Source organism: Petralouisia sp., from assembly GCF_056822245.1.
This window is the reverse complement of record NZ_JBQIOP010000001.1, coordinates 68,048-88,186: the sequence shown is the minus strand read 5'-3', so window position 1 is coordinate 88,186 and position 20,139 is coordinate 68,048. Positions and strand designations below refer to the sequence as shown.

The 20,139-nt window shown below is 45.9% G+C and carries 13 protein-coding genes; 9 read left to right on the top strand and 4 right to left on the bottom strand.

The window, feature by feature from the left end:
• Positions 1 to 45: 45 nt before the first annotated feature.
• The gene (gene nifJ / locus ACTO17_RS00360; RefSeq protein WP_482556477.1) at positions 46 to 3,582 is read left to right on the top strand and encodes a pyruvate:ferredoxin (flavodoxin) oxidoreductase; all 3,537 of its coding nucleotides are present in this window, start codon (positions 46 to 48) and stop codon (positions 3,580 to 3,582) included.
• A gap of 163 nt (positions 3,583 to 3,745) precedes the next feature.
• On the opposite strand, the gene ACTO17_RS00355 is transcribed toward nifJ, so the two are convergent.
• The 3 genes from ACTO17_RS00355 to ACTO17_RS00345 all read right to left on the bottom strand — a co-directional run bounded on the left by ACTO17_RS00355 (position 3,746) and on the right by ACTO17_RS00345 (position 7,816).
• The gene (locus ACTO17_RS00355) at positions 3,746 to 5,662 is read right to left on the bottom strand and encodes a sensor domain-containing diguanylate cyclase (RefSeq protein WP_482556476.1); all 1,917 of its coding nucleotides are present in this window, start codon (positions 5,660 to 5,662) and stop codon (positions 3,746 to 3,748) included.
• A 116-nt stretch (positions 5,663 to 5,778) separates the two neighbouring features.
• Positions 5,779 to 7,071: a GHKL domain-containing protein gene (locus ACTO17_RS00350; RefSeq protein ID WP_482556475.1), complete on the bottom strand. Its 1,293-nt coding sequence runs from the start codon at positions 7,069 to 7,071 to the stop codon at positions 5,779 to 5,781.
• 10 nt (positions 7,072 to 7,081) lie between these two features.
• Positions 7,082 to 7,816 (bottom strand): LytR/AlgR family response regulator transcription factor, encoded by a 735-nt coding sequence (locus tag ACTO17_RS00345; RefSeq protein ID WP_482556474.1) that lies wholly within the window; start codon positions 7,814 to 7,816, stop codon positions 7,082 to 7,084.
• A 227-nt stretch (positions 7,817 to 8,043) separates the two neighbouring features.
• Here ACTO17_RS00345 and ACTO17_RS00340 point away from each other — a divergent pair, with 227 nt between their 5' ends.
• The 6 genes from ACTO17_RS00340 (at position 8,044) to ACTO17_RS00315 (ending at position 16,292) form a co-directional block, all read left to right on the top strand.
• The gene (locus ACTO17_RS00340; RefSeq protein WP_482556473.1) at positions 8,044 to 9,363 is read left to right on the top strand and encodes an aspartate kinase; all 1,320 of its coding nucleotides are present in this window, start codon (positions 8,044 to 8,046) and stop codon (positions 9,361 to 9,363) included.
• Between the two features lie 20 nt (positions 9,364 to 9,383).
• Positions 9,384 to 12,185 carry a PAS domain-containing hybrid sensor histidine kinase/response regulator gene (locus ACTO17_RS00335; RefSeq protein ID WP_482556472.1) on the top strand — a complete coding sequence of 934 codons (2,802 nt, stop codon included), beginning with the start codon at positions 9,384 to 9,386 and terminating at the stop codon, positions 12,183 to 12,185.
• Between the two features lie 140 nt (positions 12,186 to 12,325).
• The gene (locus tag ACTO17_RS00330) at positions 12,326 to 13,603 is read left to right on the top strand and encodes a hypothetical protein (RefSeq protein ID WP_482556471.1); all 1,278 of its coding nucleotides are present in this window, start codon (positions 12,326 to 12,328) and stop codon (positions 13,601 to 13,603) included.
• The gene (locus ACTO17_RS00325) at positions 13,600 to 14,268 is read left to right on the top strand and encodes a DUF6320 domain-containing protein (RefSeq protein ID WP_482556470.1); all 669 of its coding nucleotides are present in this window, start codon (positions 13,600 to 13,602) and stop codon (positions 14,266 to 14,268) included. Before ACTO17_RS00330 ends, ACTO17_RS00325 begins: the two co-directional genes overlap by 4 nt.
• Before the next feature lie 95 nt (positions 14,269 to 14,363).
• The gene (locus ACTO17_RS00320) at positions 14,364 to 15,290 is read left to right on the top strand and encodes an alpha/beta hydrolase (protein ID WP_482556541.1); all 927 of its coding nucleotides are present in this window, start codon (positions 14,364 to 14,366) and stop codon (positions 15,288 to 15,290) included.
• Positions 15,291 to 15,413: 123 nt separating this feature from the next.
• Positions 15,414 to 16,292, top strand: a complete 879-nt coding sequence (locus tag ACTO17_RS00315) for a ZIP family metal transporter (RefSeq protein ID WP_482556469.1) — start codon at positions 15,414 to 15,416, stop codon at positions 16,290 to 16,292.
• A 63-nt stretch (positions 16,293 to 16,355) separates the two neighbouring features.
• Here ACTO17_RS00315 and ACTO17_RS00310 read toward each other — a convergent pair whose 3' ends face one another.
• Positions 16,356 to 17,582 carry a 6-phosphofructokinase gene (locus tag ACTO17_RS00310; protein ID WP_482556468.1) on the bottom strand — a complete coding sequence of 409 codons (1,227 nt, stop codon included), beginning with the start codon at positions 17,580 to 17,582 and terminating at the stop codon, positions 16,356 to 16,358.
• 257 nt (positions 17,583 to 17,839) lie between these two features.
• Here ACTO17_RS00310 and ACTO17_RS00305 point away from each other — a divergent pair, with 257 nt between their 5' ends.
• Positions 17,840 to 19,216, top strand: a complete 1,377-nt coding sequence (locus tag ACTO17_RS00305; protein WP_172539342.1) for an AAA family ATPase — start codon at positions 17,840 to 17,842, stop codon at positions 19,214 to 19,216.
• Entirely contained in the window at positions 19,206 to 20,075 is an 870-nt protein-coding gene (locus ACTO17_RS00300; protein ID WP_482556467.1) for an RloB family protein, read from the top strand. Before ACTO17_RS00305 ends, ACTO17_RS00300 begins: the two co-directional genes overlap by 11 nt.
• The last annotated feature ends 64 nt before the right edge of the window (positions 20,076 to 20,139 follow it).

Here is a 20,139-nt window from a genome sequence, read left to right as displayed (position 1 = left end):
GATTAATACAGTAATAGATTAAATTCAGGCAGGAGGAAAAATGTAATGAAAAGATCTATGAAAACCATGGATGGAAATCATGCAGCAGCCCATGCATCTTATGCATACACTGATGTTGCAGCCATCTACCCCATCACACCGTCTTCTGTTATGGCAGAAGCTACCGACGAATGGGCAACCCAGGGAAGAAAGAACATTTTCGGACAGACGGTTCAGGTAACTGAAATGCAGTCTGAAGCGGGTGCAGCAGGCACTGTACACGGCTCCCTGGCAGCAGGCGCTCTGACAACCACTTACACCGCATCCCAGGGATTACTGCTGATGATCCCCAATCTGTACAAGATTGCCGGTGAAGGGCTTCCAGGCGTATTCAACGTATCTGCGCGCTGCGTGGCAACCCATGCGCTGAACATTTTCGGTGATCATTCTGACGTATATGCCTGTCGTCAGACCGGTGCAGCAATGCTCTGCGAATCTTCCGTACAGGAAGTTATGGACTTAACTCCGGTGGCGCACTGCGCTGGATTGGAAGGACATCTTCCTTTCATCAACTTCTTCGATGGATTCCGTACTTCTCATGAGATTCAGAAAATTGAAACATGGGATTATGAAGATCTGAAAGACATGGTAGATCTGGATGCTATCACAGCATTCCGCAAGAATGCGCTGAATCCAAATCATCCCCGTCTGGACGGTTCTGCACAGAATCCGGATATTTTCTTCCAGACCAGAGAGTCCTGCAACTCCACTTATGATGCGCTGCCGGCAATTGTTCAGAAATATATGGACAAGGTGAATGAGAAGATCGGCACAGATTATAAGCTGTTCAACTATTACGGAGCTGCTGATGCTGACAGAATCATCATCGCTATGGGTTCCGTATGCGATACCATTGACGAGACCATTGATTACTTACTGGCAAAGGGCGAGAAAGTGGGCGTTGTAAAAGTACGTCTGTACCGTCCGTTCAGCAAGGACGCATTGATTGCAGCAATTCCTGACACTGTTAAAACAATCGCTGTATTAGACAGAACCAAAGAGCCCGGATCTCTTGGAGAGCCGTTATACCTGGACGTTGTGGCAGCATTGAAGGGAAGCAAATTCGATGCTGTTAAGATTACAAGCGGCCGTTACGGATTAGGCTCCAAAGACACCACACCGGGACAGATTATCGCAGTATACAACAACACAGAGAAAGAAAGATTCACCATCGGTATCTATGATGATGTTACCAACCTTTCCCTGGAAGTAAAAGAAGATCCGGTAACCACTCCGGAAGGAACCATCAACTGCAAGTTCTGGGGACTTGGCGCTGACGGTACGGTTGGAGCAAACAAGAACTCCATCAAGATTATCGGTGACAACACAGATATGTATGCGCAGGCATATTTTGACTATGATTCCAAGAAATCCGGCGGCGTTACCATGTCTCACCTGCGTTTCGGTAAGAAGGCAATTAAGTCCACTTACTTAATCAAACAGGCGAACTTCGTAGCATGCCACAATCCTGCCTATGTGCGCAAATACAACATGGTTCAGGAATTAGTGCCGGGCGGAACCTTCCTTCTGAACTGCTCCTGGAGCCCGGAAGAACTGGAAACACATCTTCCCGGACAGGTAAAGAGATACATCGCTGAAAATGATATTAAGTTCTATACCATTGACGGTATTAAGATTGGTAAGGAAATCGGACTTGGCGGACGTATCAACACTGTGCTTCAGTCTGCATTCTTCAAACTGGCAGCAATCATTCCGGAAGAGAGAGCAATCGAACTGATGAAAGCTGCTGCAAAGGCAACCTACGGCAAGAAAGGCGATAAGATTGTACAGATGAACTATGACGCAATCGACGCCGGCGCAACCGGAGTTGTTAAGATTGAAGTTCCTGCAAACTGGAAAGACGCTCAGGATGAAAGCTTTGCAAAAGTTGCAACCGGAAACAGAAAAGACGTTGTTGATTTTGTCAATGACATCCAGATTCCGGTAAACGGACAGGAAGGAAACAAGATTCCTGTATCTGTAGTAAAGAAATATGAAAATGGACAGACTCCTTCCGGTTCCGCTGCATATGAGAAGCGCGGCATCGCAGTTGACGTTCCTGTATGGAATCCGGAGAACTGTATCCAGTGTAATATCTGTTCCTATGTATGTCCACACGCAGTCATCCGTCCGGTTGCATTGACCGAGGCAGAAGCTGCCAATGTGCCGGAAGGAATGCAGACGCTTCCAATGACCGGAATGCCGGAATACAAGTTCAGCATGACAATTTCAGCTCTTGACTGTACCGGATGCGGCTCCTGCGCAAATGTATGCCCGGGCAAGAAGGGTGAGAAAGCTCTTACCATGCAGAACTGCGAAGCAAATGTGGGCGAGCAGGCATTCTTCGATTATGGTTTAACCACAGAGAAGAAGATAGACGTAGTAGAGAAATTCAAAGAGACAACCGTAAAAGGTTCTCAGTTCAAACAGCCGTTGCTTGAGTTCTCCGGAGCCTGCGGCGGATGCGGCGAGACACCTTACGCAAAATTGATTACACAGTTGTTTGGTGACAGAATGTACATTGCCAATGCAACCGGATGTTCTTCCATCTGGGGCAACTCTTCACCGTCCACACCTTATACTGTAAATGAAAAAGGTCATGGTCCTGCATGGTCCAACTCCTTATTCGAAGATGCTGCAGAGTTCGGCTATGGTATGCTGCTGGCTCAGAAAGCAATCAGAGCAAAATTAAAAACCAAAGTAGAAGCATTGGTAGCAGAAGGCAAGAATGCAGACGTTGCAGCAGCAGGTAAAGAATGGCTTGACACTTACGGAATCGGCGCTGTGAACGGAACAGCTACAGACAAGTTAGTGGCAGCATTAGAAGCATGCGGATGCGACGCTTCCAAGGAAATCCTGGATGAAAAAGACTTCCTGGCTAAGAAGTCCCAGTGGATCTTCGGCGGTGACGGATGGGCATATGATATCGGATTCGGCGGCGTTGACCATGTTCTGGCAAGCGGACAGGATATCAACGTAATGGTATTCGATACCGAAGTTTACTCCAACACAGGCGGACAGTCCTCCAAGGCTACACCTACCGGAGCGATTGCACAGTTTGCAGCAGGCGGAAAAGAAGTGAAGAAGAAAGACCTTGCTTCTATCGCAATGAGCTATGGCTATGTATACGTTGCACAGATCGCAATGGGCGCTGACTACAACCAGTGTATCAAGGCTCTGGCAGAAGCAGAAGCATATCCGGGACCGTCCCTGATTATTGCTTACGCTCCATGTATCAACCATGGTATCAAGGTTGGCATGAGCAAAGCCCAGACAGAAGAGAAGAACGCTGTAGAAGCTGGTTACTGGCATAACTTCCGTTTCAATCCTGCATTGAAGGAAGAAGGAAAGGCAGCATTCTCCTTAGACAGCAAGGCTCCTACCGGAGACTACAAGGCATTCTTAAACGGCGAGGTACGTTACAATGCGCTTGCAAGATTCAATCCGGAACGAGCAGAAGAGCTGTTTGCAGTATCTGAGAAACATGCAAAAGAGCGTTATGAGTATCTGAACAAACTGATTACTCTTTACGGCGAGAACTAAAATAAAATCCTGCATGCAGGGTTAGAATAGAAGGGGCTGTCCTGGAAGTTTCAGGACAGCCCCTTTTGGCTATATGAAAAAGAGCAGGAAAGGTTGTCTGCTCTTTTTCTGAGGAAAGGATTTGTATATATTTAACCGCCGGAGTAATATGTAAAGGAAAGGTCTATTTGCTATATTCTCCATAACGCCCTTTGGTATGGCGTTTGATGTCATATAACGCTTCATCTGCCTGGGACAGAAGCTGATGGATACTGCTGAAGGAGTCGGAGGTCTGGGCAAATCCGCAGGATGCGCTGATGATTTTGGACTGATTCGGCCCCAGGGGCGCCGGATGGTTTTGCAAGGCTTCATAGAACCGATCCAAGTGGCTGATAATCTCCTCCCGGCTGCAGCAGCCGAAAATCATCATGCAGAACTCGTCTCCCGAACGCCTTGCAGTCAGAAAATGCTCCTCAGGCATTGACTGCATCACCGCGGAAAAACTCTGCAGATAAGTGTCTCCCACATCATGGCCGTAAGTGTCATTGATGGATTTAAAATAGTCCAAATCCAGCATAACAGCAGCGCAGATCTGATCTTTTGGCATGTTTTCCAGTATTTCTGAAGCAAGCTGCTTGAAATAGGGGAATTTGCATAATCCGGTAAGGGAATCATGGGTATTCTCGTAATGCAGCTGCTGTTTTTTCTGAATATCGCTGCTGACATCCATAACCACGCCCAGATGTTTTCCGGAGGATTCGGAAATATGGATGCGCACATATCTGGATTCCCGGATATGGAAAATATCAGTTTCCCCAGGGATAGGGGCTGTCATAATTTCACGGATATACCGGTCAAACAAAACGGAATTGCTGAAAAAACGTTCTGCCATCTGTTCCGGAATGGCCAGTAATTCTTTCAGGCCGGAGGTTTGGAATACATGATTCAGGCCCAGTTCATATTCGAAAGCGGCCAGAGGAACCCCGCTGATTTCAATAATGGCAGAGATACGGTCTGTACTGGTGACAATGCTTTTTACCATAGTATTGATCCTGCGGCTTAATTCCTGAAATTCCCGGTTTCCGCCTACGTTTACCTCAGTGTCCAGGTGACCGTTGGTAATGGAGGTAAGGTTTTCAATGATTTGGTGAATGCCGTCAACGGCTTTACGGCGGACTAAATGGTTTAACAGAAGCAGAACTACCACTTCTATGAATAGCAGATACAAAAATGTGGTAGAAATCTGTTCCCAGAGCTTTTCAAAAAGAATCTTCCGGGGCAGCGCGGCGCAAATCAGTTTGTTCTCATAGGAAGTGGAAGTGAGGTACATGGTTTGATTCTGGGGTCCCTTTCGGTATGCCCCCTGGGCGTAGCCTCTGAGCTGCTCCAACTGGTAACATTCTTCATTAAAGCGCTGATTCAATCCGCCGGAGTGTCCCAGAATGGTTCCTGTGGTGTTGTCTATGATAAAAAATTCTTCTCCGATATCTGCCGGAAACAAGGTGAATATGGAGTCGTAAGTGTTTCTTGCCTGGGCCTCCATCTGTCTGGTGGGCTTAAACCCTACCTGGACAATGCCTTTTTTTACCTTCCGGACAACGCCTACATACTGCATCACTTTATTTTCAGCGGCATTGGGCTGTGAATCCTGAATCAGATAAGCGTTTTCGTCGTCGCTTTCCAAAAGGGAAAGAAAAGGCCGGGTCTGCTTATGATTTGCCATATCAATGCCGATATATTGAGAGACAGAGCCGGCCACGATAATGCCGTTTTCATCAATGACATGGACTTCGTCTACATTGAGCAGATTGGCAAGATATTTCATTTCCCCCACATTCAGGGATAATTCATCTTCCCGGTCTAACACATAAGCGGCTGCTTTGGCCCGGGTCAGGTAATCCTCGTCCAGATTTTCCCGGATAATTGCAAGCTCCTCCTGATTCATTTCCAAAGTGTGGATAATCTGATCCGTTTTGGTATGAAAGGTGTTAAACTGCTGGGATTCTAAAGAGCGCAAAGTGAATAAAAAATTTATAAAAAAAGTCAGCAGGATCGCGGCTGTCATAATTGCGAAGGTATAGCGGATAAAAATTTTCTGCATGCAAAAACCTCCCATTATCAAAAATGTGCTCTTAGATATTATAGCATTTTCTGTAATTCAGAGAGAATTTAATATTGCACAAAAAAGTGTTATTTTGTAACAGAGTCAGAACACGGTTATGGAAATTTGGCAAAGAGAATGATAAAGAACATGCCGTTTTCTAAAAAACAGTCAATATTGCCGTCAATTTTTTCAGAGAAGGCCAGGATGCTCTGCATTCCCAGTCCATGCGCCGCGCCTTTGCTGCTTTTGGGAAGGCCGGTGGCCGGATTAAATACAAGGGCTTCCTGGCATTCGTTTTTCATCTGAATCAGCAGGTGTTCTCTGCAGCAGTTGATTCTGATATCAATGTACCGTTTCTTCGGCTCGAAATTTTTGACGCAGATAATTGCGTTTTCAAAGAGATTGGCAATCACGGCGGCAAGCTCATAATGGTTAACGGGAATTTCTCTGGGGATCTGAAGCTCCAGATTTGTCCGGATATCAGAAGCCCCGGCCTGTTCCATCAGCTTGGAGATAATGGAATTGACTATTAAGTTGTCACAGTATCTCACAATTCTGCTGTCGTCCGCCGCAGCATTAATGTGGGTTGTGATATGGCGGATTTCCCCGTATTTTCCTTCATCCAGAAGATGCTCGATCATACTGGTGTAATGCCGGATATCATGGCGCAGGATACGGATGCTTTTTTCGGATTGCTCCACCAGGTAGTATTGATCCTCCAGACCTTTGATATAAGATTCAAAGAGCACGTTTTTCCAGTAGATGTCGTGTCTTTTAGAGTCGCTTTCCATATACCGGAGCACCACAATGTAAGATACGGGCATGGTGATCATCAGGCACAGGATTCCGAGAATATTGCGGGGATCTTCCTGAAGCGTATGAGGGAAAAAGGCAAAGCAGGAAAAACTGCAGTAAAAGAAAGAAGGGATCAGGCATAATTCCCACCAGCTTTTGGAGTTGGAGTGCTCGTATTGTCTGAGCCAAATCTTATGTATGCTTTTGTACAGGATAAGCAGAATGGCGGCATGGCTCAGGAAATTTCCCGCCAGTGAAACCGGGATATTGCTGGTGTAGATATAGAGAATTGAGGCAATGACGCTTCCGATAATCGTGTAATTGGAAGCGCTTAGTCCGATAAAGAGAATTTTGCTGCTGATTTCGGGAGCCAGAAAAAGACCTGTGGATTGTGTCACGATAATTTGAAAAACTGTAACGAGCAGATAGCAGAGATCGCTGTCCGGAAAAATATTTAATTTCAGGATATCGGTGCTGCTAAGAAGCAGGAAAGAAGTCAGGCAGATCATCCTGGATATCGTTTTGGAGTAGCGGTGGGGAATAAACAGGTAGATAAACAGCATTAAAAATATATGGCTGATCAGATAAGATAAATTATTAAAATAGTCCATGATTCCCCCCCTACCTGTAGTTTAATGAAATAAACAGGAGATATTGTCTCTTCACGTTGGCGGTATTCTTTTTGCTGACCGGAATGTCGGCGCCGCTGTCCATGATAATGCTGCTGCCTTCTAATTTCCTTACATAACTGAAATTGACAAGAAACGACTTGTGCACCTGCATGAAGCATTTATTCTCGGTCAGAACCCTGATTTCTTCATCGAAAGATTTCCGGATGAAAATACTGGTTATGACAGTCTGGTCGGTCAGGTGAACCCGCAGCATGCGCGAGGCGTTCTCTATGTATTCTATTTTGGAATAAGGAACAGACACCAGTCCGTCTCTGGTTTTCACCGGAAAAATAGGATCTTCTGTATGTTTCTGGTGCTCCAGAGCATAATTCAGAGCTTCAAAAAAGGGTTCCTCCTGCACCGGCTTCAGCAGGTACAGGAGAGCGCGGACGCCGTAAGCGTCCAGCGCAAATTCATCCGAAGAGGTGGTGTAAATGATAGCGGCCTGTTTGCTGAAACGTCTCAGGAGGCTTCCAATGTCAATTCCCGTAGTTCCGGCCATGATAATGTCCAGAATGTAAATGTCAGCCAGTTGTTTTTCCTGTATTTTCCGAATCAGGAGAGAAGGATCGGTATAGGATTCCAGCTCAAAATCGTTTCCGGGATAAAGGGTTTTGTAGTTTGTAATTAACTGCTCTATTCTTGTCAAATCTTTTTTGTTGTCGTCGCAGATTATAATTTTCATGTACGTTTCCTCAAAAAATCAATTTGTCGATATTATAATACAGGTTTTAACAAAAAGCAAGTAAATAGTAAATGTTTACTTAGCAGCCTGTTATTCTTAAAAAACGAAAAAATAAGTTTTCATTCCGATGATTTTGTGGTAAAATACACTCTGATTGCAATATTGTGTTTGAAAAGAAGAATTAAAAGAAAGGAAGATAAGGTTTACCTTATTTTGTGGAAAAAAAGATGACAAAAGTAGTGAAATTCGGCGGAAGTTCTCTGGCAAGCGCAGGCCAGTTTGCAAAGGTCGGAAAAATTATCCGTTCTGACGAGAGCCGCAGATATGTGGTGCCCAGCGCGCCGGGAAAACGCAATGCCAAGGATACGAAAGTAACGGATATGCTGTATCAGTGTTATGAACAGGCGGAGGCGGAAGAAAAATTTACGCCGCTGCTGAAAAAGATTCAGGAGCGGTATGACGCCATCATCAACGGGCTGAATATGAACTTTTCCCTGAACAAAGAATTTGAAGTGATTGCGGACAATTTCAGAAAAAAAGCAGGGGCGGACTATGCGGCTTCCCGGGGCGAATATTTAAATGGAATTATTATGGCAAATTACCTGGGCTTTGAATTTATTGATGCTGCGGAGGTAATTGTATTTAAAGAAAGCGGCGAGTTTGACGCCGATAAGACCAACGAGATTTTATCCCGGCGTCTGAAAGAGTGTGAGTATGCGGTGATTCCTGGGTTCTACGGAGCCAAAGAGGACGGTACGGTAAAGACTTTTTCCAGAGGCGGTTCGGATATTACAGGTTCCATCGTGGCAAAAGCGGTGCGGGCGGATATTTATGAAAACTGGACGGATGTTTCAGGCTTTCTGATTGCAGATCCCAGAATTATTGAGAATCCGGAAGTGATTAAGGTGATTACTTACAGAGAGCTCAGGGAGCTTTCCTATATGGGTGCCACTGTGCTTCATGAGGATGCGGTTTTCCCGGTGCGCAAGGAGGGAATTCCCATCAATATCCGCAATACCAATGCGCCGGAGGATGAGGGAACTCTGATTGTGGAGAGCACCTGCAGGCAGCCGGATTATACTATCACCGGAATTGCAGGAAAGAAAGGCTTTGTGGCAGTCAATATTGACAAGGACATGATGAATGCGGAAGTCGGATTCGGCAGAAAGGTGCTGTCAGCTTTCGAAGAGCATGGAATTTCCTTTGAGCATGTGCCTTCCGGCATTGACACCATGACGGTGTTTGTCCATCAGGAGGAGTTTGAGGGAAAAGAGCAGCAGGTATTGTCGGCCATCCACCGTCTGGCGCAGCCGGACAGCATTGATCTGGAAGGCAATCTGGCGCTGATTGCCGTTGTGGGACGGGGCATGAGATCCACCAGAGGAACGGCAGGGCGAATCTTTTCCGCCCTTGCCCATGTAAATGTGAATGTAAAAATGATCGATCAGGGCTCCAGTGAGCTGAATATTATTATCGGTGTGCAGAACAGTGATTTTGAAGAAGCTATCCGGGCCATTTATAATATTTTTGTGATGACCCAGATTTAAATTCGGTGTGAGGAACAAATATGGAAAATGGAATGTTTGATGAAAATATCAGAATGAACCATATCCTTTTTGATGCAAAAGTAGGGTTGTGGTCTATCGAAATAGAAGAAGGCAAGCCGGAACGGATGTATGCAGACCGGGCAATGATGGAATTGCTTGGCCTGAAAGAAATTCCAACGCCGGAGGAATGTTATGTTCACTGGCGCAGCAGAATCGAAAAACCCGCTTTGGAATTAGTGCAGAAAGCGGTAGATACCATGGCTCAGGGTCAGCATGGGGAAGTCAGTTACGGCTGGGATCATCCCGAGACAGGGAAAATGTACGTGCGCTGCGGCGGGACACTGGATCAGGAATATACCCAGGGCCTCAGGTTCTGGGGATACCATCAGGATATTTCAGAGATGGTTTCCATGAAAAAAGAGACAGAGCAATTGCGCAGCTTTAATGAATCCATGCTGATTTCTTTGAAAGATTTGTATTTCTCTGTTATGATGCTTGATTTGGACAAGGGCAAAATCTATCCTCTTTATCATACGAAAGAGGCGGAGCCTATTTTTTCAGACGGAACTGTGATAGAAGGCGCCGTATGGAACATGGTGCGGCATTACCATCCTCAGGATCGGGTGCAGCTTCAGAAGGAAATCAGCATAGAGAACCTGCAGAGGCAGTTGGAACGGGGAAAGGTAAAATGCATTCGGGAATACCGAAGAAAGATAGATGGAGAATACCGGTGGGTCAGCTTTACCTGTTATTTTATTGCAAAAACTCCCCAGGATCGCCGGGTATTGATAGCGATTCAGGATATTCACGAGCAGAAAAAACAGGAAAAGGAATACCAGAAATATTTAGAGAATCGTTTCGAAGGCAATATGGAAATTCTTCGGATGTCTTTAAAAAACACGAATATTTTTGAATATTTTTATTACCCCAAAGAGGAAAAGATTCTGCTGCCGGAGCAGACAGCCCAGTATTACGGATGTAAGGAAGAGTATCGGAATGTGAAGCATGATTTTGCCGAAGATCTGGTGGATCAGGAATATCATGAGCTGTTCTGCCGGGTTCATGAATTTATCCGGGACGGCGGGAAGAACGATTATTTCTATTACAGCGCAAAGCAGGGAACTTTCTGGTGTAAATGCAGTATTTCCAGTGTGAGATTTGACGAGTGGGGGAATACTGTATTTGCAGTGGGAATTATTGAAGATTTGACCAGGCAGCGGGAAATAGAACTGGAGAATGAACGGTATCAGTCTTTGTATAAGTTTACCGTAGATTCAGAATATGACGGGATCGGCATTATTGACGTGAACAGCGGCAATACGGAGGTTAAGGTTGCCAGGCATATCAATCCCAGACGAACCATCAGCCAGGGGGATTTCGAAGATATTAAGACGAGGTTTATCGCTCTGTTTATCTGTGAGAACGACAGAGATTTTTTTCAGAACCGGATTACGCTGCCAATCGTTCTGGAACGTCTGGAACGGACCCAGGAAGCGGTGCAGTATTATTTTACAAGCAATGAAGAATACGGAAAACGGCATAAACTGGTGACAGTCCGTTATTTTAATGAAAAGCATACCAAGCTGTTTGTCTGCGTCCGGGATATTGAACTGCAGATTCAGACGGAAGCAGACAATAAGGCGGCCCTGCAGAAGGCTTTTGAAGCGGCAGAGCAGGCAAACCGGGCCAAAAGTGAATTTTTAAGCAAAATGAGCCATGACATCCGCACCCCCATGAATGCGATTGTGGGAATGTCGGCCATTGCAGAGGCGAACATTGACGACAGGGAACGGATGAAGGACTGTCTGAATAAGATAAAAATTGCCAGTCACCATCTGACCAATCTGGTAAATGAAGTGCTGGATATGAGCAGGATTGAAAGCGGCAAAATAAATCTTGTCACCGAAGATTTTGATCTGGCGGAACTGGTGGAAGATGTAATGAGCATTTCCCAGACAAAAGCGGAGGAAAAGCAGCAGGAGCTTATTTTAAACATGAATATCAGAAACCGGAAGGTGATGGGAGACAATCTGAGCCTGCAGAAGGTATTTAACAACATTTTAGGCAATGCCGTAAAATATACCCAAAAGGGCGGGCGGATTCGCTTTCAGGTGGAGGAGCTTTCCTCCCTGCATCAGAACTACGGATATTACCGGTTTATCATTGCAGATAATGGATTCGGCATGTCAGAGGAGTTCCAGAAGAAACTGTTTGAGCCCTTTGAGCGTTCCGGGGACCCAAGGGTAGAGAGCATCGAAGGCACCGGCCTTGGCATGCCTATTGCCTACAACCTGATTCAGCTGATGAAGGGGGATATCCAGGTGAAAAGCGAGCTGGACAAAGGCTCTGAATTCACCATAACGCTGTTTTTACCGCTGCAGAGCGAAGAGGAAAAGAAAGAACAAGAGAACAGAGAGGAAAAAGAAGAAACGGCTGCATTCCCGGGCAAACGGGTGCTGCTGGTGGAGGACAACGAATTAAATATTGAAATTGCAATGGAAATACTGAAAATGTTTGAACTGGAAGTAACGCTGGCTTCAAACGGCAAAGAGGCGGTTGAGATTTATCAGAGCCGGGAGGCAGGCAGCTTCGATATTGTTTTTATGGATATCCAGATGCCGGTGATGGACGGCTATACGGCGGCAAAGAAGATCCGTGACAGCGGCCGTAAGGACGCCGGGACCATCCCCATTGTGGCAATGACAGCCAATGCATTTTCCGAGGACGTGCAGAAGGCAATACATACGGGAATGAATGACCATCTGGCGAAGCCCATTGACATTCAGCTTCTGGTTAAGATACTGAAAAAATGGCTGTCTTAGAGCATTTTAATACACGCTCCGGTACCAAGCGGACAATCTATATTTCGATACACAGGAGCGCCCTTCCTGACGCAAAAGGGCAGAAGATTATGGGGTAAGAAAACGGCTGTTTTATCACAGCAGATCAGGAGTTTTGCAAAATGGCAGAAAGAAGAGAAATTAAATGGGATAAACTGGACAATACGGCGCATTTGTTTCCGGTGATTGCAGGAGAAGGCATGAGCAATGTCTACCGTATTTCCGTTGTCCTGAAAGAAGAGATTCAAAAGGAGCTTTTGCAGCAGGCATTGGAGAGGGTCCTGCCATGGTTTGACGTTTTTCGGGTGCGGATGCGTTATGGGATTTTCTGGTATTATTTTGAGACGAATCAAAAGCCGGCGCCGGAGGTAAAGGAGGAATACCGTTATCCCTGCCAGTTTATCTCTCCCAACCGGAACCGAAATTATCTGTTTCGGGTCAATTTCTACAAAAATCGAATTAATCTGGAGGTTTTTCATGTGCTGACAGACGGCATGGGAGGAATTACCTTTCTGAAGGAGCTGACTTATCAGTATCTTCGGCTTGCGCATCCTGCGCTGCAGGAGAAAATGGGAGACGGGCTCTGCAGCGACACTTCCCTGAACCGGGAGGACAGTTATCTGAAAAATTATAAAAAGAGCCATAAAAAAGGATATAAAACGGAACGGGCCTATCATGTGAAGGGAGAGAAGCTAAGGCCTTCGGAGCTTGGGGTGATGCATGGCCTTATGCCTATCCGACAGCTGAAGGAGGCCTGTAGTCAGTACCAGGTGTCCATCAATGAGTATCTGGTGGCGGCTTTTTTGTGGAGCATTTATCAGGAATGCCTTCATGGAATGCCCGGGAAGCGGCCCATCAGTTCCTGCGTTCCGGTGAATCTGCGGCCCTACTTTGACTCCATCACCATGAAGAATTTTTTCGTGATTGTGTCGGCAGTATTTCGTCCCAAAAAGGAAGGCTATACCTTTGCAGAGGTGGCGGAGATTGTGGCGGAAAGCCTGCGGAGCCAGATTAACCGGGAGAATCTGGAGAACCTTTTTGCCTATAACGTATCAAATGAGAAAAATTTTATTCTGCGGGCAGTTCCGCTGTTTCTTAAAAATATTGCCATGCGGTATGTGTATCACAGCAGCGCCCTGGCCAACACCACAACGGTGACAAATATCGGGAACATTCAGGTCCGGGAGGAGTATCAGGACTATATCGAAGGATTCCGGGCTTTTTTGTCCATGTCGGAAGGACAGAGCATTAAAGGCACCATCTGCTCCTATCAGGATACGCTGGTTTTTACGATTACCAGTAATCTGGCGGATGTGTCTGTGCAGCGGGGATTTTTCCGGAGGCTTTCGGAGGATGGGATACCGGTGAAAATAGAGACGAATGGAGTTTATAGCCAATGAGAGAGTGCAAAAAATGCAGGGTGAATATTTTAGATGACACGGCTGTCTGCCCGCTGTGCAGCAGTGTTTTGGAAATATCCGGGGAAGAGGAGCAGATCACCGGATATCCGGATGTAACATCTGTCTCCAGAAAACTGAGTTTTATTGTAAGGCTGTACAGTTTTCTGGCCATTGTGTCAGAGGCGGCTCTGATTGTGATTAATTATCTGTATTTTCACGGAATCTGGTGGTCTGCGGTTACGGGAATCTGTATTTTGTATTTTTACATTACGCTGAAATACTCACTGCAGAAGAACCGGGGCTATCAGACAGTGATACTGATTCAGGTCATCGGCGCAGTGCTTCTGGTTATTGCGGCGGATCATATTGTGGGATACCGGGGCTGGTCTGTGAATTATGTGCTGCCCGGGGCGATTTTACTGCTGAACGGAACTATAGTCACATTGATGATTATGAATGCATCTAACTGGCAGAGTTATATTCTGATGCAGATTTTAACGGCGGTGGCTTCTGTGGCATGTATGATTCTGTGGAGGTTCGGGGTGATTACCAAACCCGCGTCTGCCCTTACGGCCCTGGCTGTGTCTTTGTGCCTGCTTCTGGGCACGCTGATTTTCGGCGACCGGAAGGCCAAGGCGGAGCTGAAGCGGAGGTTTCATGTGTAGCAAATTTATCTGCTGAATGATAGACGGTTTGTATTGTGAGAATGAAAAACAGCCGGCAGATCATTTGGCTTACAGGGATTAAGAAAGGACAGGCAATGGGAGAAGTCAGCGTGATGGGCAGGGTCATTCGGGATATGATCGCCCATGTGACCAATGATAACCTGATTGGAAGAAAGATTAAAACCGGAGAACTGCGGAAAAAGCTTGTGGAGCCGAAATGGCGGTGCCCCGACTGCTTCTATATGGAAGAGATTGAAATGCCCCGGTTTCGGATGGAATATCTCAGCAGCCGTGAAGCTCCCAGAAGTGACTATGTGATTCTGCAGCTTCACGGCGGCGGCTATATCGGAGCCATGCGCAACGCTTACCGTTCCTTTGCAGGCCTGTATTGCGAAGTCAGCAGGGGCATGAGCGTGCTGACCGTGGATTACCGGGTGGCGCCGGAGAATCCCTATCCGGCGGCTTTGGAGGATGCAGCAGCGGCCTTTGACTGGCTGAAGGAGAATGGATGGCACAGCCGGCAGATTATTGTGGCCGGAGATTCTGCAGGAGGCGGCCTTGCGCTGGCTCTTTGTATGTATCTGAAGGATCATAACCGGCGGCTGCCCGGAGGGCTGATTCTCATGTCTCCCTGGGCTGATTTGACGGCAAGCGGCCCTTCCTATGAGGACAATTATGAGAGAGATCCCCTTTTTGGAAATACCAGGGACAGCCTGATTTACAACCGGGAGTATATCGGATGGCACAATCCCAAGGAACCGTATATTTCTCCGATGTTCGGGGATTACTGGGGATTTCCGCCCATGCTGATACAGGCCGGCTCCGTGGAAATGCTTTTAAGCGATTCCGTGGGAGTTGCCTATAAAGCCCAAAAACAGGGGGCGAAGGTGCGTCTGAGCATTTACGAGGGAATGTTCCATGTGTTTCAGATGGGCATGATGATGATGCCGGAATCCAAAGAAGCCTGGCGGGAAATCGGCAGGTATTTTGAGGTTGTGACTGGTTTGGGTAAGGAGAGATGATTCTGAATCGTTCTGCCTTGCCAAAATGTTTTCCAAAACTCATACCTCTTATTTTAATACATTAAATACACAGAAACTCCAATGCTGCATACTGTAATTATGAAATGCAGTTCTGGAGTTTTTATGATTAATTTGAATACATTTTTACAGGTGTTATTAGGCACCGGCTTTACGTTTTTTATGACATCCTTAGGGGCGGCGGTGGTCTTTTGCTTCCGGGGAGCCGTCAGCGATACCATGAACCGGGCGTTTCTGGGGTTTGCCTCTGGCGTGATGATGGCGGCTTCCGTCTGGTCCCTTCTGATCCCCTCCATAGAACAGAGCGGGGAACTGGGCCTGGCGCCCTGGTTTCCGCCGGCTCTGGGGTTTGTATTCGGAGGTTTGTTTTTGTATCTGGTGGATAAGATGCTTCCCTGGCTTCACGGATGCGGCCTGGCAGGAGACAGCTGCGGAATCGGCGGTTCTGCCGGGGATCTTCATTCCTGCGAAAGTGCGGATGTTTTAAAGCAGCCGGCAGGCGCCTGTCTGCCCCAAAGAAAGGCAGGAGCGAAGCTTCTGGTGCTGGCGGTCACTGCCCACAATATTCCGGAGGGAATGGCAGTGGGCCTGGCCTTTGTCCTGGCTGGCCAGCATCCCGGAGATCCGGCATATCTGGCTTCCGCCATCGGTCTTGCAGCGGGAATCGGCATTCAGAATTTCCCGGAAGGAGCGGCTATTTCCCTGCCGGTCCGTCAGTCCGGAGCCGGCGTGGGCAAGGCGTTTCTGACCGGGTGTTTGTCCGGAATTGTGGAGCCTCTGGCCGGAATCGCCGTATTTCTCACGGCCGCCGCTGTGGTGCCTTTGATGCCCTGGCTTCTGGCTTTTGCCGGCGGGGCCATGATTTATGTGGTGGCGGATGAACTGATTCCCCAAGCGCAGCCGGATGAAACCTCCAATGTGGGAACCATCGGGGTGATGGTGGGATTTCTGGTGATGATGATCCTGGATGTGGCGCTGGGATAGCTGCCTTAGTTCGCCGGAGTAATATCTGTGATAATTTAAAATTAGGGGCTGTCGCACGACAAGCTAAGCATATAAATGCGGCACAGGAAGATAGCGGGGAATTCCCTGGTCAAAGGCCAGCTTGGGCTGTCCCTGAATCAGCGGCCGCAGGTAGGAAAGAATTTCCGGGGTCACGTCGTTTCCGGCAGCGTTGATGTATGCTTTAGGAACGGATTTTACCTGGTTGGCGATGTCACATACCGGTGAGGAGCCATAGGAAACCTGGTAAGGCTCATTGCCTGTGCGCTGAATAATTACCATTTGGCCGGTTATGCCCTGCGCAGCCAGAGAAACGCCCTGCTGTCCCTGGCAGAAGGATTCTTCCAGATCTGTGAGGGAAGCTATATGGGCGCCGCACCGCTGAAGGATATTCAGCTCAATGGAGCGCACTTTTACATTCAGACGCTCCTGCACCAGATATTCCAGTGTTTTGCCTGCGCCGCTTAACTGGCTGTGTCCGAAATTGTCTGCAGAGCCGGTGGAAGCGCTGATGTAATTGCCTTCTTTGTCGCGGATTCCTTCAGAGACGGCCACGATTACATTGCTGCGTGTTTCCAGAAGGCTTCCCACGTCTTTCAGAAAGGCTTCTTTGTCAAAGGCTGCCTCCGGCAGGTAAATCAGATGAGGCGCCGTGCAGTATTCATTGCGGGCCAGTGCGGAGGCTGCAGTGAGCCATCCGGCGTCTCTTCCCATGATTTCCACAATCGTTACGCTTTTGGGAGCATAAATGGCGGTATCGTGATAAATTTCCAGAAGGGAAGAGGCCACATATTTTGCGGCAGAACCAAATCCCGGGGTGTGATCGGTGACGCACAGATCATTGTCAATGGTTTTGGGAATGCCGATGATGCAAACCTGGCTCTGAACCCTGGCTGCGTATGCGGACAGTTTATCCACGGTGTCCATGGAATCGTTTCCGCCGATATAGAAAAAGGCAGTGATTTCCATTTTTTCAAAAAAACGGAAGATGGTTTCATAAACAGCAGGGTCATCTTCTGGATTGGGCAGTTTATAGCGGCAGGAGCCCAGATACATGGCAGGAGTTACTTTTAAAAGCTCCAGGTTGTCTGCTTCCTGAAAGGTTTCGGTCAAATCCAGAAAACGCTCTTCTAAGATTCCGGTGATTCCGTTGAGGGAGCCGTAGATATGATCGTATTCCGGACGGTCAAGGACGCCCTGGATGACCCCGGCAAGACTGGCGTTAATGGCGGCGGTGGGGCCGCCGGACTGAGCTGCAATACAATTGTTCATTTGAGTTCTCCTTTTCTGGTTAAAAATAGTACATGTTGATTTTATAACAGATGGAGGGAAATGGCAAATATGGATTTTTCTTTGAAAAACAGGAAGCGGGGGTCTGTCTAAGTGGCATTTTGTATTCTTATCTGGTTTGCAAAGTGTAAAAATCACAATATAAATACTATATTTGTAAAAATAGAAGAATAATACAATTGACATAGTGAAAAAATCACAATATAATAAAATGGGAGTTGCGAAAGGCAGGTACGGGTATGTTAATTGGTTTTTCTGTAAGTAATTACAAATCTTTTTATGAGCCGCAGCATATTTCATTGTTGGCAGGTAAAGTAACCAGACATAAAGAACATGTGTCATTGGCCGGGAATCGGAAGATCTTAAAGAGCGCTTTGATTTTTGGCGCGAACGCCAGCGGAAAGAGTAATTTGATAGAAGCTGTGGGTTTTTCGAGAGAAATTATTTTATATGGACTTGACAAAGTGAATCTGGAAAAAAAGTATTTTCGGATTGAAAAGGAAATGTATGGAAGGCCGGGAGTATTCGAATACAGAATAGATGTAAATGGAATAGAATATTCTTATGGCCTGGTTATTTCCTATATGAAAAGAGAAGTATTATCGGAATGGCTTGTCAGGGTGGAAGCCAGCGGAAAAGAAATTTGTATTTTTAACCGTGAGGTGGATGAAAAAGGAAACAGCCTCACCAGCACGGAGGCGTTTCATGCGAAAACTGAAGAAAGTATGAGGATGAAGGTCTATCTTGAGGATTTTGATCAGAATATTTCGGATGCTTTTCGGAGGAAAACAATTTTAAGTGATCTTGCGGACAGGGGAAAAGAGCCGGCAGGAATATTTGCAGAAATTACAGAAGTGCAGAAATGGTTTAAGCGCATGATTGTTTTATTTCCTAATTCAAAGTATAAAAAAATTAATGAGATTGCTTCCAATGAAAATACAAGAGAGCTTTTTTCAGATTTGATCTCTTTTTTTGACACAGGGATAGAATCAATAGAAGGTCAGCAGCAGGAGATGGATTTTGAGAAAATTCTGGAAAATATGCCGGAAGAAAAAAGAGAGGAAATCAGAATTGAACTGTCAAATAAAGTGAATGAGCGGCCTTACATGATTAAAATCAATCGAAATGTGTATTTTCTGCGTAGAAATGAGGAAGGAAATATAATTTATAATAAAATGCTTATAAATCATGGTAATCTGGAAGAACTGTTTGAGTATGAGGATGAATCGGACGGAACGAAAAGGCTGTTTGATTTGATTCCTCTTTTTTATGAAAGATGGGAAGACAGTGTGTTTTTGATCGATGAGATAGACAGAAGTCTCCATACGAAAGTCACACAGCAGTTTTTGAAATTGTTTTATGCCCTGAAAGGGGAGAAAAGGTGTCAGATGATTGCAACCACCCATGATTCTAATTTGCTGGATCTGGATTTGGTACGGCAGGATGAAATCTGGTTTGTGGAACGGCAGGATAACCACAGTTCGAAGGTTTATTCGCTGAATAAATTCCGGGCAAGATTTGACAAGAAAATTGATAAGGAATATTTGCTGGGAAGGTATGGCGCAATTCCTGTGTTTAAAGAGGAACTGGATTTGGAGGGAATGTATGAGGAATAAATACCGCCTGTCATCTTCGGTATTTGAACGGGAGTCAGAGGAAGAGAAGGAGGAACTGGAGAAAATCTTTTTTATTTCTGTTGAAGGGAATAGAACAGAGATGGAATATTTACGGGGCGTTTCTGATAATCGTGCACATCTGGGCATGAGTGGGAGAATTGATGTAAAGGTTCTGGGAAGAAGCAGGAAAGATACAAACAGCGCGCCTTTGCAGGTAGTCGAATTATTGGAAGAATATCTTAGTCTGCGTGCATTGGGAAGGGAAAATTTGATAGAAGATATTCCGGAACAATTTATAGAAAAATACGGCGACGAATTTGTTGAAAAATACCTGGATGATCCGCAAAAGATACCGAGAAGGAAGAGAAATGCTTTTGAAACGGATTTAATGAAAATAGGCTATAACATTAACTATCGAAAATATTTGCATGAATATAGACATGAATTAGATGAATTTTGCATACTGATTGACAGAGATAAAGAGGCACATTCAGAAGCTGATATGTTAGAGCTTATGGAATATTGCAAGGAAAAGCAATACAAATGTTACGTTGCCAATCCGTGTTTTGAGTTTTGGCTTTTACTGCATTTATCAGACGTGGAAAAGGAGTATGCGGACGAAATAGAAAAAATCCGGGAAAATAAAAAAATCTCGGATCATCATACTTTTGTCAGCGGGGAAGTTTCAAAGAAAGCTCATCATGGGAAAAAGGGAATTCACTTTAAAGAGAACTATCTGCCCAATGTAGATATGGCTATACAAAGAGCAAAATGTTTTGCAAACAGTGAGGAAGAATTAGTCAGGGATATTGGATGTAATTTATGGCAGTTGTTTGAAAAAATGAAAAGCGGCTGTTGAAACAGGCGGCATCAGTTGAAGGAACATTGACTGTCGCTGATTTCTTATATCATAAAGCTGTGAA

Excerpts from the sequence above, each read along its gene's own strand:
- nifJ (WP_482556477.1), top strand. The coding sequence starts at position 46 with ATGAAAAGATCTATGAAAACCATGGATGGAAATCATGCAGCAGCCCAT.
- ACTO17_RS00355 (WP_482556476.1), bottom strand. The coding sequence starts at position 5,662 with ATGCAGAAAATTTTTATCCGCTATACCTTCGCAATTATGACAGCCGCG.
- ACTO17_RS00350 (WP_482556475.1), bottom strand. The coding sequence starts at position 7,071 with ATGGACTATTTTAATAATTTATCTTATCTGATCAGCCATATATTTTTA.
- ACTO17_RS00345 (WP_482556474.1), bottom strand. The coding sequence starts at position 7,816 with ATGAAAATTATAATCTGCGACGACAACAAAAAAGATTTGACAAGAATA.
- ACTO17_RS00340 (WP_482556473.1), top strand. The coding sequence starts at position 8,044 with ATGACAAAAGTAGTGAAATTCGGCGGAAGTTCTCTGGCAAGCGCAGGC.
- ACTO17_RS00335 (WP_482556472.1), top strand. The coding sequence starts at position 9,384 with ATGGAAAATGGAATGTTTGATGAAAATATCAGAATGAACCATATCCTT.
- ACTO17_RS00330 (WP_482556471.1), top strand. The coding sequence starts at position 12,326 with ATGGCAGAAAGAAGAGAAATTAAATGGGATAAACTGGACAATACGGCG.
- ACTO17_RS00325 (WP_482556470.1), top strand. The coding sequence starts at position 13,600 with ATGAGAGAGTGCAAAAAATGCAGGGTGAATATTTTAGATGACACGGCT.
- ACTO17_RS00320 (WP_482556541.1), top strand. The coding sequence starts at position 14,364 with ATGGGAGAAGTCAGCGTGATGGGCAGGGTCATTCGGGATATGATCGCC.
- ACTO17_RS00315 (WP_482556469.1), top strand. The coding sequence starts at position 15,414 with ATGATTAATTTGAATACATTTTTACAGGTGTTATTAGGCACCGGCTTT.
- ACTO17_RS00310 (WP_482556468.1), bottom strand. The coding sequence starts at position 17,582 with ATGAACAATTGTATTGCAGCTCAGTCCGGCGGCCCCACCGCCGCCATT.
- ACTO17_RS00305 (WP_172539342.1), top strand. The coding sequence starts at position 17,840 with ATGTTAATTGGTTTTTCTGTAAGTAATTACAAATCTTTTTATGAGCCG.
- ACTO17_RS00300 (WP_482556467.1), top strand. The coding sequence starts at position 19,206 with ATGAGGAATAAATACCGCCTGTCATCTTCGGTATTTGAACGGGAGTCA.